We start from the raw sequence: 12,862 nt of genomic DNA, 5'->3' as shown, positions 1-12,862 counted from the left end.
GCGGGGAACTGCGCGGCCAACCCCCACCGGGCCGCACACAACAACGCACCGCACGCCCCCTCCCCCTCAGGGGCGCGGGGAACTGCGCAATCCTTTGGGCCCGCCCCCACCACCCCGCAGGGAACTACTCCGCCGCCGCCCGCCCCGTCAGCGCAGCGAGACTGCTGCGGACATGGTCCATGTGCGCCTGCACCTCGTCCCACTGCTCGCCGTGCTCCCGCAGGACCCGTTCCGTCTCGCGGGCCACCCGCTCCTCCCGGACCCGGGCCTCCGCGAGGAGCTCCGCGGCGCGGGCGTCCGCGTCCTCCTGGAGGTGGCGCGCGGACTCCTGCGCGGAGGCCAGCTCCCGGCCCGCCGCGGCCACACTCTCCTCCGCGCGCGCGACGAGCTCCTCGTGGCGCGCGTCGAGCGAGGCCTCCCGCTCGGCGGCCTCGCACCCGGCCCGCTCCCAGCGCTCCGCGTGCTCCTTCTCCTGCTCGGCGACGAGGTTCTCCCCGCGCCGCCGCGTCTCACGCAGCGCGGCGAGGGCCTCCCCGCGCCCCTCCTTCACCTCGCGCCGCGCGGAGATCCGCATCTCGTCGGCCTCGGCCTGCGCCGCCAGCAGCCGGTGCCGGGCCCGGTCGTCGGCCTCGCCGCGCACCTCGTCGGCGTCCGCCCGCGCGGCCTCGCGCACCCGTTCGGCCGCCGCCCGCGCCTCGTCCGCGGTCCGGCGCGCCTGCCGCACCGCGTCCTCGCGCAGCTCCGCGGCCTCTTCCTCACCCAGCTCGAAGAGCCGCCGGGCCCGGTCGCCGAGCGTCTCGTACGTCTGGGGGGCGAGCCCCGTCACGACCTCGCGCAGCCGCAGCGCCTCGGACTCCATCTCCCTGGCCAGCACGGTCAGCCGCGCGGCCCGCTCCCAGGCAGCGTCGCGCCCCTCCGAGAGCGCCGCGGCGTACGCGTCGACCTGCGCGGGGCGGTAACCACGCCCCCGTACGGCCTCGAAGCCCTGAGACGACACCGAGGACACCGACGACATCGATGAGCTGCTCATGCCGCTCATCTTGGTGGATCAGACGGAAGTGTTCATAACACGACACTCCGCGCATTCCACCGCCCGCATGCGGTCCGTCAGAGCAGGCCGTCCCACATCTGCTCCAGCAGCACCGACCACCAGCTCTCCGGCGACCCGAGGGCCGCCGGGTCGATCGCGGCCAACTGCGCCTGGAAATCGACGGTCCAGCGCCCCGCCTGCTCCTGGTTGAGCCCGAAGCGAAGCCGCCACATACGCCCCAGCAGCGCGAGGCTGCGCGCGAACTCGGGCAGCCCCGTGTTCACGAACTGCGGCGGTACGGGAGCACCGCCAGGGCCCGCCTCCACCGGCACGGCCACGATGTTCGCGGTCCCGTACTGGACGCAGATCGCCTTGCCGAAGTCACTGCCCATGACGAGGTACGAGCCCGCGTCGGCGCCCGGCTGGATGCCACGCTCCTGCGCCAGTTCGGCGAGCGTGGGCACCGGCCGGCCCGGCTGGGCCTGCGCCCAGAAGAACGGGTTCATGTCGACGGGCAGCCCGGCCACCACCAGGGTGTGCGCCACGATCGGCGGTACACCCTGCCGGGACACGGCCGCCTGGTCGAACCGGAACAGACCGGGCCCGAAGGCCGCCGCCAGCTCCTGCCCGATGGCCTCCGGCGGGATCGGCGGCGCGGACTGCACCGGCGGCAGCGGCGCCCGTACGGGACCGGGCCGCGCCGGACCGTCCGCGACCTGGTGCAACTCACCCTGGTGCGCGAGCAGTTGGGCCATGCCCTGCTGACGGCTCGCATGGTCGGTGCCGTACGAGGCGATGCTCGTGATCCGCGCCTGCGGCCAGCTCTCCCGGATCATCCGCGCGCAGTACGCGCCCGGCAGCTCGCAGGACTCCAGCTCCGTGTGCAGTTCGAGCACCTGCTGCGGCGGCACGTTCATCGCCCGCAGCTCGTGCAGGATCTGCCACTCCGGGTGCGGGGTGCCGGGCGCGGACCGCCGGATCAGTTGCTGCTCGCTGCCGTCCTGGGCGCGGTAGCGCAGCACCGCCTGGTAGCCGGGGCCGACCGTGGGCTGCCCCTGCTGCGGATAGCCGTAGGCCGGGGGCTGCTGACCGGGACCGGGCTGTCCGGGCATCGACTGGCCCGGGAACGGCTGCTGCTGTCCCGGGAACGGCTGCTGGCCGCCCAGGTGCGGGGCGGGCGGCGGCATACCGGGCGCACCGGGCGCGGGGGGCGGCGGCGGAGCCGTACCGGGCCCACCGACCGGCGGACCGGCCAGCATGGTCGCGGCATGGTGCACACCACCGGGCGGCGTACCACCCGGAGTACCGGGACCACCCGGAGCACCCGGGGCGCCAGGTGCACCCGGGGCGCCGGGAGCGCCCGGAGGCTGCGGAGCACCGGGGCCGCCGACCGCGGGCCCGGCGAGCATGGTCGCGGCGTGATGCACACCACTGGAACCACCCGAACCACCCGAACCACCCGAACCACCCGAACCACCCGGAGAACCGGGGGAGTTGGGCGCACCGGGAGCACCTGGAGCACCTGGAGGCTGCGGAGCACCCGGACCGCCGGGACCAGCCGGACCGCCCTGCGCACCCGGCACCTCCGGCCCGTCCGGGCCGAGCTGCGAGACGAACTGCGTCGGTACGTATCCACCGGCCGGTACGCCCGGCGCACCGGGCCCGGACGCCGGAGCGGGACCGCCCGGCCGCGCACCCGGCGTACCCGGCGCCCCGGGAGGCGGCGGCGTACCGGGCGCGTTCGCACCCCGCGCGCCACGCGGCGGACCCTGTGCCTTGCTGGTCGCCGCGTCCGCGATGTCACCGGCGCCCGGCGGCAACGGCCGCCCCGGCGCACTCGGAGCGGGCGGCTGCCGGGAAGCGTCGGCTGCGGGCGGCTGCGGAGCGCCCTGCGGATAGCCGTACGAGGGCGCGCCCGGAGGGGGCGTACCCGGCGTACCCGGCCCGGCGTTCTGCGGATGGCCGTACGAGGGGGGCCCGGCAGGCGCCGCACCGGACGGTGCCGGATCGCCGAGGGCGGGCGTGACACTCGTGCGCGGCAGCTGACTGCCGCCCGAGATCAGCTTGGTCCTGGCCTCGGGCTCGGCCTCGGGCGGCGTACCCCCGGGCCCGACATCGCGGATCTGCGGCGCGTACACCGTCGCCGGCAGCGGCACGGAACGGTCGTCCCCCGCCTCGGCGTTGGTGTCCGTACCGGCCCACGGAGTCGCGTCCGCGGGCACGGCGGCACCGGAGGCGCTCCCTCCGGCCGCGGGCCACGCCGTGCCACCGCTCGGAGCGGCGGGCGCCGGCGAACCGGCGGGCGGCCCCGGCAGCGTCTCGGGCAGCGAACCCACGGCACCACCATGAGCACCAGGGGCGGCAGGAGCGGCGGGAATCGCGTCGGACGGCGGAACGGCGTCCACCGGAGAAGCCGCATGGGCGGCGGGAACCGCGTCACTGACCTCGGCGGCGGGCCGCGACCCGGCACCGACCGACGGCCTGCCCGCAGCCCCGCCGGACGTGGCGTCCCGGCGGTCCGGGACACCCATCCGGTCCGCCGCCTCCTGCAGCCACTCCGGCGGAGTCAGCAGGAACGACGTCTGGTTGAGGTCCACACGCGCGGGCGGCGCGGGCTCCGGATCGGGCACCCCCGCCGACACGCCGTACTCCTCCTCGTACCGGCGGATCACCTCGCCCACCGGCAGCGAGGGCCACAGGGTGGCCTCCCCGCTGTCGCGCGCGATGACGAGCCGCTGGGCGCCACCGTCGGAACACGGACCCTCCGCCCGGTCCTCCGCCCACACCACGAAACCGAGTTCGAACTCCCGGACCCGCACCTCACGGTGCTGGTAACCGGGCACATCTGCGTTGATCCATTCCTCGGCGCGCTCCTGCGCCTGCGCGAAGGTCACCATCGGACGCTCACTCCCCCACCGAAGACACGGCCGACACCGGCACCGCCCGCGCGAAACCACCGTCCACCATCAGGTTCGCCACCGTCTCCAGCTCGGGCGGATTGCCCGCGAGCCGGGACAGGAACTGATCGAAGTCGTCACCACAGGGCAGCAACAGCCGCTGTACGCGCTCCGCGGGCGGCCACTCGTCATGGTCACGGGCGTCGTCGAACGCGCAGAACCACACCGAGCCGATCCGCTCGCCCTTCACCTTCACCGCGAGCAGCCCGCCCTGCACGAAACCGACTCCCAGATAGTCCTTGGTGAGATGGTCCCGCAGGCACTTGTTGACATAGACGAGGTCGTTGACGGCCGCCTCGTCCCGCACCGTGAAGAACGGCTGGTCGACCAGCAGCCCCAACTCCGCGTCCAGCGCGGCCCCCACCGGCGCACACCCGCCGGCGGCCTTCAGGAAGGAACGGTACGCCCCCGGCAGCCGGTAGCCGAGATCCTCCTCGACACCCTGCACCTGCTGCTCGGTCACGGCGACCGCCGCCTTCGGCAACCCGAAATGCGCGGGACGCGTCTCCTGCAGCGGCCGGGTGCCACGCTTGTCCTGGTCGACCACCGCGGTCGCGAGACCGCCGTGATGCCGCAGCAGCGCCTTCACCTCGACCGGCACCAGCTCCAGCCGACGCGTGCCCGGCACGTGGTGCCACGTCCAGCCGTGCGGAGTCGCCACCGCCGGGATCGTGTCCCACAGATCATGTCCGGAAGCCGCCAGCGCGGCGTTCGCCGACACGTAGTCGGTCAACCGCAGCTCGTCGACACCGAACCCCTCGGGCGGTTCGGCGATCTCCGCGGCCGCCCGCGCGTAGAACGAGAAGTCGGGGTAACCGACCTCGTCAACACGTACCCCTCTCGGGTGACGTGCCGCCCGCACCGGATCCGGGAAGTGCACGACCTGCCCGGCATAGGCCGCGTTCGGCGGCGCGGCCTGTTGCCCGAGCCGACCTGTCGTCATGGCGGTTGCCCCCTGCGGCGTAATGAAGGATCGCGGATGTCGACAGCCTATGCGGTGCGGCGACACCGGTCACCGGGCCTCCTGTCCCATACCGGCCAAGGGCCCTCCGGTTCCGTGACCTGCCGTCATCGAGCCGTGACGGTACGACGAGACCGCGCGTGTCGCACCGCCCCAGCTTCCGCACCAGCCCCGGAGTTTGGCACTCTGTCGGAGCACCGGGGGATGCGGTAAGGGGAGGAAACAGGACGATGAGCGCAACACACATGGGTACCTCCGGGGATCCGCGGGTCGGCTGGAGCAGCAGCGAGGCGCCCGCCGCCCCGGTCCTCCTGCACCGGCGCGACGGCATACTCCCGACCATCGCCGCCGCCCTCTCCGTACGGGGCGCCACCCTCACCGGCACCGCGGGCCGCGGCGACCAGCCACCACCCCTGCACCCCCTCGTACGGGACTTCCTCGACACCCTCACCAGCGGCCAGCGCGACCGCTTCACCGGCCGCTGCGCCGAAGCGATCCTCATCTCCCGCCACCTCTCCACCGCCGACGCCGCCCGCTCCAAACGCGCCATCCGAAAACCCATGACCAACGGCGAGGCCAGAAAATCCCTCAAGCAGGCCAAACTCACCGCCCGCCGCATCCGCGAGGACGGCGACCCGCTGCACGGCAGCTTCGCGCAGCCCTGCCGCGCCTGCACCGCGCTCAGCGCCCACTTCGGCGTACGCATCGTCGACCCGACCACCCAGGAGAAATGACGGCGCACCCACCACCGACAGCGGCCCCCGACCCGCGCGAAGGCGCCGCCGCCGACACCACCAGAAACAGCCGACCGGAACACCGCACCACCACACGGCGGCTCAGACCGATCGCGAAGGGCAGATGCACACCGACCGCACCGCCTCCACCTCGACCACCCGCTTCTCCGTCCAGGTCGACTCCTCACTGCGCGACGCCGGATGGCAACCGGGCCGCTGGGACATAAAGCAGGCCGAATTCTGGGCCGACGCCCTGCGCGGCCACGAGTCCCCCGCGGGGCACCGCCACGCCGTGTTCCCGGCGGCGGTCGAGGCATGGGCGGAATTCGGCGGGCTGCGCATCAGCACGGCCGAGGCGGGCCGCCAGATCGCCTCGTCCCCCCTGCACGTGGACCCCCTGCACGGCCTCCACATGGCCCGCACCCTCGCCGACCTCGGCAGAGCCCTGGACACCGAGGTCGCCCCCCTCGGCGAGGAGACCGACAGCAGAGCCCTGCTCGCCATCGACATCGAGGGCCGCGTGTACACCCTCGACCACACGGGCGACTGGTACCTCGGCGCCGACATGGACCAGGCCCTCGCCACCCTCATCGCAGGCCGGGAACCGGTCCGCCTGACCGCCGGCTGAACAGGCACCACCACCCGTCCGGGCTCAGCCCCCGGCCGGAATGACCGCCGACACCCGGAACCCGCCCGCGTCCGTCGGCCCGGACACGAACACCCCGCCGAGCCCCACGACCCGCTCCTTCATCCCCAGCAGGCCGTTCCCCCCACTGGGCAGCCTGGCGTCGGACGCGGCCCCCGGCTCCGGCGGCGGACCGTTCTCCACCTGCATCGCGATCTCCGCACCCCGATGCGCCAGCCGCACCCGCGTCTTCGCCCCCGCCGCATGCTTGTGGACGTTCGTCAGCGCCTCCTGCACCACGCGGTACGCCGTCTGCTCCACCATCGCCGCGTACACCCGCGTCTCCCCCTCCACCGAGAGATCGACGACCATGCCCGCCGCGGCGGACTGCCCCACCAACTCGTCGAGATCGTCCAGACACGGACCGTCCGACTCCTCCTCGGCGGCCCGGGACGCGGCGGCAGCGGCGGCGGCAGCAGCCCCCACGGCCGCCAGCGGCACCGCCTGCACCGGCCCGGAACCGTACCCCGCACCCCGCACCGACCCGTCGCCCGACCGCAGAACCCCCAGCATCTCCCGCAACTCGGTCAGCGCCTGGCGCCCCATGTCACCCACCAGCGAGGCGTTCTTCACCGCCTTCTCGGGATCCTTGCGGGCCACCGCCTGCAACGCCGCCGCGTGCACCACCATCAGACTCACCCGGTGCGCGACCACGTCGTGCATCTCCCGCGCGATCCTGGTCCGCTCCTCGTTGCGCGCCCACTCCGCCCGCTCCTCGGCCCGCTCCGCCAGCAACTGCAACTCCCGCTCCAGGGAATCGGCCCGCTCCCGCAGGCTCTCCATCAACCGCCGCCGCGCCCCCACGTACAACCCGAGCAGTACGGGCGGAGCCGTCATCCCGAGCGACGTCGTGATCGACACGAAGGGTACGAACCAGTCCCCCAGTGCCACATCCCCGCGCACCATCCCCTGGTGCGCCCGCACATACGTGACGATGAGCATCCCCACCATCGACATCCCGGCCAGCGCCCCGATGATCCGCCTCGGCAACTCGGACGCCGCCAGCGTGTACAGCCCGACGAGCCCCATCAGGAACCCCATCTGGGCCGGCGTGATCGCGATCGACACCAGCACGACGGCGATCGGCCACCGCCGCCTGAACAGCAGTACGGACCCGGCGACGGCCCCGAACAGCATCCCCACGGGCACCGGCACCCCCGCCGCCCCCGCGAACGGAAATCCCTCTATCGCACACTCCACGGACGACACCAGCGCGAGGCTCCCGTCGAGCACCGCGCTGCGCCACCTCGCCCACCACCACGGCCCCGCCAAGGCCGCGGTGTGGTCTTCCCCCGTCGTGGTCATGACTCCAGCCTACGGTCGCCGCCCGCCCCTTTTCCGGCGAGTTTCCCGTACTGGCCTACACCACTCCCCGTAATCGAACAGAAGCGAAACGGCCCGTTATCCCTCGAACTGCTGAATCGCTCGCCGTTCGACCCGGAACCCGTGATCCACTCGCCCCCGGTGTACCGATCCGTACCGTCGCATCGAAGGGTCTTGGTACGGCATAGTGTTGGGTGCCAACTCGACGGCCGACCATATGTCCGGCTCCCGTCGGTTTCCATCCCCCGTGGTGTAATTGGCAGCACTGTGGCTTTTGGTGCCATCTGTCCGGGTTCAAGTCCTGGCGGGGGAGCTGTGGACGTCCGGGCCCTGACAGCACTGTCAGGGCCCGCTCTCATGTCGCTCCTGAAACGCCCCGGTATCCTGCGGATGTCCGCACCCCAGACACCAGTAGCCGAAAGGCATATCCGTGAGCGCCAACCTTCCCCAAGCTCTCGGCTCCGGAGCAGGGGAGACCCCACCCGCAGCCGTCGTCGTTCTCGCAGCGGGTGAGGGCACCCGTATGAAGTCGGCCACACCCAAGGTCCTGCACGAGCTCTGCGGCCGTTCCCTCGTCGGTCATGTGCTCGCCGCGGCGGGCGAGTTGGATCCCGAGAACCTGGTCGTCGTCGTGGGTCACGCCCGCGAGAAGGTCACCGATCACCTCGCCGGAACCGCTCCCGGCGTCCGGACCGCCGTACAGGCCGAGCAGAACGGCACGGGGCACGCCGTGCGGATGGGCCTCGAAGAGCTGGGCGGCGTCGTCGACGGCACCGTCGTGGTCGTCTGCGGTGACACCCCCCTGCTCACCGGCGCGACCCTCCGGAAGCTCGCCGCGACCCACACGGGCGACGGCAACGCGGTCACCGTGCTGACCGCCGAGGTGCCGGACGCCACCGGCTACGGCCGGATCGTCCGCGACGGCGTCTCGGGTGCCGTGACGGCGATCGTCGAGCACAAGGACGCCTCCGACTCCCAGCGCGCGATCCGTGAGATCAACTCCGGTGTCTTCGCGTTCGACGGGCAGCTCCTCGCGGACGCGCTCGGCAAGGTCCGTACCGACAACAGCCAGGGCGAGGAGTACCTCACGGACGTCCTCGGCATCCTCCGGGAGGCCGGGCACCGTGTCGGCGCCGCCGTCTCGGACGACCACCGTGAGATCGCCGGCATCAACAACCGCGTGCAGCTCGCGGAGGCCCGCCGCATCCTCAACGACCGGCTGCTGCGGGACGCGATGCTCGCCGGCGTGACCGTCGTCGACCCGGCCTCCACGTGGGTCGACGTCACCGTCACCTTCGAGCAGGACGCGATCGTGCACCCGGGCACCCAGCTCCAGGGCGCCACGCACCTGGGCGAGGGCGCCGAGGTCGGCCCCAACACCCGCCTGAACGACACCACGGTGGGCGCCGGCGCCCGCGTCGACAACACGGTCTCGAACGGCGCGGAGATCGGCCCCCAGGCGAACGTGGGCCCCTTCGCGTATCTCCGCCCCGGTACCCGCCTCGGCCTGAAGGCCAAGGTGGGTACGTATGTGGAGACGAAGAACGCCACCGTCGGCGAGGGCACGAAGATCCCGCACCTCTCCTACGTCGGCGACGCGACCATCGGCGAGTACTCGAACATCGGTGCCGCGAGCGTCTTCGTGAACTACGACGGCGAGGCCAAGCACCACACCACGGTGGGCTCGCACTGCAAGACGGGTTCCGACAACATGTTTGTGGCTCCTGTCACCATCGGGGACGGCGCCTACACCGCGGCCGGCTCCGTGATCACGAAGGACGTACCGCCCGGTTCGCTGGCCGTGGCCCGTGGCCAGCAAAGGAATATCGAGGGCTGGGTGGCCCGCAAGCGTCCCGGCAGCGCTGCCGCGAAGGCCGCGGAGGCGACATCCCGGGAGGCCGGCGGCGAAAGCTGACCGGAAAAGGTCGGGTCTGACTGGGGCTACCGTGATAGACGCACACCCGCACATCCAGCTGAGACCGCACCTGAGAACTCAACTCATCTCGACATCCAGCTGAGACACCTCTGAGGAGACAGTGCTGTGACCGGGATCAAGACGACCGGCGAGAAGAAGATGATGTTCTTCTCCGGCCGCGCCCACCCCGAGCTTGCCGAGGAGGTCGCCCACCAGTTGGGTGTCGGGGTCGTTCCGACGAAGGCCTTCGATTTCGCCAACGGTGAGATCTACGTCCGCTACGAGGAGTCGGCCCGCGGCGCCGACTGCTTCCTGATCCAGAGCCACACCGCACCGATCAACAAGTGGATCATGGAACAGCTGATCATGATCGACGCTCTGAAGCGGGCCTCCGCCCGGAGCATCACCGTGATCATGCCGTTCTACGGTTACGCGCGCCAGGACAAGAAGCACCGTGGGCGTGAACCGATCTCGGCACGTCTGGTCGCCGACATGATGAAGACGGCCGGTGCGGACCGCCTCCTGACGGTCGATCTGCACACCGACCAGATCCAGGGCTTCTTCGACGGCCCGGTGGACCACCTGTTCGCGCTGCCGCTGCTCGCGGACTACGTGGGCCACAAGGTGGACCGCTCGAAGCTCACGGTCGTGTCCCCGGACGCCGGCCGGGTGCGGGTGGCCGACCGCTGGTGCGACCGCCTCGGCGCGCCGCTGGCGATCGTGCACAAGCGCCGTGACAAGGACGTCGCGAACCAGGTGACCGTCCACGAGGTCGTGGGTGACGTCGAGGGCCGCGTCTGTGTCCTGGTCGACGACATGATCGACACCGGTGGCACGATCTGTGCCGCGGCGGACGCGCTGTTCGCGCACGGCGCGGAGGACGTCATCGTGACGGCGACGCACGGTGTGCTGTCGGGTCCGGCGGCCGACCGGCTGATGGCCTCGAAGGTCAGCGAGTTCGTCTTCACGGACACCCTGCCCACCCCGGGTGAGCTGGAGCTCGACAAGATCACGGTCCTGTCGATCGCGCCGACGATCGCGAACGCGGTCCGCGAGGTGTTCGAGGACGGCTCGGTGACGAGCCTCTTCGACGAGTAGTCGGGGACGGGCCGGACCGATCGGTCGAGGACCGGCCTAGATCAATTTCTTGTACGGCCTCCCCGCCGCGTAAGCTGTCACAGTTGCTCGGCGAGGGAGGCCGCACTCTTTGGTGCGGCGGTCCGTTATCGACGCGCTCTTCGTAGCAGGCCGATGGTTCGGCCGGGTGACTTCCTTTCCCTGGCTTCCCTGTACTACGAGGAGTGACCATGCCCGAGGTCAAGATCGCCGCTGAGACCCGCACCGAGTTCGGCAAGGGTGCGGCGCGCCGCATCCGCCGTGAGGCCAAGGTTCCCGCCGTTGTGTACGGCCACGGTGGCGACCCGGTCCACATCACGCTGCCGGGCCACGAGCTCCAGCTCGCCCTGCGTACCGCCAACGTCCTGCTGACCCTGGACATCGAGGGCAAGTCGCAGCTCGCGATCCCGAAGGCCGTCCAGCGCGACGCCATCAAGGGCTTCCTCGAGCACGTCGACCTGCTTCTGGTGAAGAGCGGCGAGAAGGTCAACGTCGAGGTCTACGTGCACACCGAGGGCGACCTGGCCCCGGGCGCGTTCCTGCTTGAGCACGTGCTCAGCACCCTGACGGTCGAGGCCGAGGCCACGCACATCCCCGAGTCGGTCACCGTCTCCATCGAGGGCCTGGAGGCCGGCGCCTCCATCCTCGCCAAGGACATCCCGCTGCCCGAGGGCACCACGCTGGCCATCGACGAGGACGCGGTCGTGCTGCAGGTCCTGGCCGCCCAGGCCGAGGAGGCCGACGACTCGGCCGACGAGTCCACCGAGGCCTGATCCCGCACCGGATCACCACTTGCCGGCCGCCGCTCCTCCGGGGGCGGCGGCCGGTGCGTATTCACGCTCAATGACGGCCTGACGACGACCGTCGATCGATGACTGCGGTCAAGGACCCATGGGAGTGACGGACGTGACCACGGAACCAGGCGCCCCCTGGCTGATCGTGGGGCTCGGAAACCCCGGCCCCGAGTACGCCATGAACCGCCACAACGTGGGCTTCATGGTGGCCGACCTCCTCGCCGGGCGGATCGGCGGCAAGTTCAAGCGGGCGGGCAAGGCGCAGGCCCAGGTGATCGAGGGGCGGATCGGCCCGCCGGGTCCGCTGAGCCGGCGGGTGATCCTGGCGAAGCCGATGTCGTACATGAACCTGTCGGGTGGTCCGGTGACGGGTCTGCGGGACTTCTACAAGGTTCCGACGGCGAACATCGTGGCCGTCCACGACGAGCTGGACATCGACCACGGCGTGCTGCGGCTGAAGCTGGGCGGCGGCGACAACGGTCACAACGGGCTGAAGTCGATGACGAAGGCGATGGGTCCGGAGTACCACCGGGTCCGTTTCGGGATCGGGCGTCCGCCGGGGCGTATGCAGGTCGCCGACTTCGTGCTGAAGGACTTCTCCTCGGCGGAGCGCAAGGAGCTGGACTACTTCGTGGACCGGGCCGCGGACGCGGTGGAGGCTCTGGTCGTCGAAGGCCTGGAGCGGGCACAGTCGGCGTACAACTCATGACATGGCGGTAATTGACCCCTGTCTGAATCCGGCGGGAGTTGACCGACCGCACAAGCATGGCCAAGGATCGCCGCCATGCCCGCCCATTCCCATGCCCGCGCCTCCCGCCCGAAGGCGGCCACGGCGCTGCGGTTCGGGCAGTTCGCGGCGATGGGTACGGTCGCGGCGCTGATCCTGATCGCGGGTGTCTGGGCCTCCTGGGGCACCGCCCAGCACGTGATGCTCAGCAAGGGCCGTGAACGCGGCACGATGACGGTCACCAAGTGCGCCGACGACCACTGCACGGGCCCGTACCGGCCCACGTCGGAGGGTTCCACGGCGCGGGACCGGGTCGTCCTCGACAGCGAGGTGGCCGTGGAGAAGGGCCGCACGTACACGGTCGTGGTGAAGCCCGGCACCGACGAGGTCGTCCGCGCGGGCACCGGCGGTCTGCTCTACGCCTGGGTGCCGCTGGGCGGCGCGCTGATGCTCGCCTCGGTGGTGGTGGCGGGCGGTCTGGGCAGGCCCCGGCTGGGCTGGGTGCTCGGCGGGGCGGGCCTGACGCTGGTGACGACCGCGTTCCTGGCGCTCTGACACCCTCCCCCCTCCTCTCCTGCCAGCAAGCAGGCAAAAGGGCGCCGGGGTGGTCCGTTGAGGAC

The 12,862-nt window shown here is 71.7% G+C and carries 11 protein-coding genes and 1 tRNA gene; 8 read left to right on the top strand and 4 right to left on the bottom strand.

What is annotated here, in order from left to right:
* Window positions 1-124: 124 nt before the first annotated feature.
* The 3 genes from ACFVH5_RS41110 to ACFVH5_RS41100 all read right to left on the bottom strand — a co-directional run bounded on the left by ACFVH5_RS41110 (window position 125) and on the right by ACFVH5_RS41100 (window position 4,930).
* Window positions 125-1,030: a cellulose-binding protein gene (locus tag ACFVH5_RS41110; protein ID WP_385838795.1), complete on the bottom strand. Its 906-nt coding sequence runs from the start codon at window positions 1,028-1,030 to the stop codon at window positions 125-127.
* Window positions 1,031-1,107: 77 nt separating this feature from the next.
* On the bottom strand, window positions 1,108-3,927 hold the full coding sequence (locus tag ACFVH5_RS41105) for an SUKH-4 family immunity protein (RefSeq protein WP_385838793.1): 2,820 nt from the start codon (window positions 3,925-3,927) through the stop codon (window positions 1,108-1,110).
* A 7-nt stretch (window positions 3,928-3,934) separates the two neighbouring features.
* Entirely contained in the window at window positions 3,935-4,930 is a 996-nt protein-coding gene (locus ACFVH5_RS41100; RefSeq protein WP_385838792.1) for an SMI1/KNR4 family protein, read from the bottom strand.
* Window positions 4,931-5,178: 248 nt separating this feature from the next.
* Here ACFVH5_RS41100 and ACFVH5_RS41095 point away from each other — a divergent pair, with 248 nt between their 5' ends.
* Together ACFVH5_RS41095 and ACFVH5_RS41090 are read left to right on the top strand one after the other, a co-directional pair.
* A complete protein-coding gene (locus ACFVH5_RS41095) occupies window positions 5,179-5,682 on the top strand; it encodes a YwqJ-related putative deaminase (RefSeq protein ID WP_384815500.1) in 504 nt (167 codons plus the stop codon).
* A 124-nt stretch (window positions 5,683-5,806) separates the two neighbouring features.
* Window positions 5,807-6,310 carry an SUKH-3 domain-containing protein gene (locus ACFVH5_RS41090; protein WP_385838791.1) on the top strand — a complete coding sequence of 168 codons (504 nt, stop codon included), beginning with the start codon at window positions 5,807-5,809 and terminating at the stop codon, window positions 6,308-6,310.
* A 24-nt stretch (window positions 6,311-6,334) separates the two neighbouring features.
* Here ACFVH5_RS41090 and ACFVH5_RS41085 read toward each other — a convergent pair whose 3' ends face one another.
* Window positions 6,335-7,672 carry a sensor histidine kinase gene (locus tag ACFVH5_RS41085; RefSeq protein WP_384815503.1) on the bottom strand — a complete coding sequence of 446 codons (1,338 nt, stop codon included), beginning with the start codon at window positions 7,670-7,672 and terminating at the stop codon, window positions 6,335-6,337.
* 259 nt (window positions 7,673-7,931) lie between these two features.
* Here ACFVH5_RS41085 and ACFVH5_RS41080 point away from each other — a divergent pair.
* The 6 genes from ACFVH5_RS41080 to ACFVH5_RS41055 all read left to right on the top strand — a co-directional run bounded on the left by ACFVH5_RS41080 (window position 7,932) and on the right by ACFVH5_RS41055 (window position 12,797).
* Window positions 7,932-8,003: transfer RNA gene (locus ACFVH5_RS41080), tRNA-Gln, on the top strand.
* Window positions 8,004-8,120: 117 nt separating this feature from the next.
* A complete protein-coding gene (gene glmU / locus ACFVH5_RS41075) occupies window positions 8,121-9,605 on the top strand; it encodes a bifunctional UDP-N-acetylglucosamine diphosphorylase/glucosamine-1-phosphate N-acetyltransferase GlmU (protein WP_385838790.1) in 1,485 nt (494 codons plus the stop codon).
* Between the two features lie 126 nt (window positions 9,606-9,731).
* Complete coding sequence (locus ACFVH5_RS41070; protein WP_107015616.1) at window positions 9,732-10,703, top strand: ribose-phosphate diphosphokinase; 972 nt, start codon at window positions 9,732-9,734, stop codon at window positions 10,701-10,703.
* A gap of 209 nt (window positions 10,704-10,912) precedes the next feature.
* Window positions 10,913-11,494: a 50S ribosomal protein L25/general stress protein Ctc gene (locus ACFVH5_RS41065; RefSeq protein ID WP_385838788.1), complete on the top strand. Its 582-nt coding sequence runs from the start codon at window positions 10,913-10,915 to the stop codon at window positions 11,492-11,494.
* A gap of 118 nt (window positions 11,495-11,612) precedes the next feature.
* Window positions 11,613-12,224 (top strand): aminoacyl-tRNA hydrolase, encoded by a 612-nt coding sequence (gene pth, locus ACFVH5_RS41060; protein ID WP_385838787.1) that lies wholly within the window; start codon window positions 11,613-11,615, stop codon window positions 12,222-12,224.
* A 75-nt stretch (window positions 12,225-12,299) separates the two neighbouring features.
* Window positions 12,300-12,797 carry a hypothetical protein gene (locus ACFVH5_RS41055; RefSeq protein WP_385838786.1) on the top strand — a complete coding sequence of 166 codons (498 nt, stop codon included), beginning with the start codon at window positions 12,300-12,302 and terminating at the stop codon, window positions 12,795-12,797.
* Window positions 12,798-12,862 lie beyond the last annotated feature (65 nt).

The sequence above is a fragment of the Streptomyces sp. NPDC127119 genome (genome assembly GCF_042677425.1).
Taxonomy (GTDB): domain Bacteria; phylum Actinomycetota; class Actinomycetes; order Streptomycetales; family Streptomycetaceae; genus Streptomyces.
The sequence above is the reverse complement of the archived record's forward strand: the minus strand, read 5'-3'. Positions and strand labels throughout refer to the sequence as shown.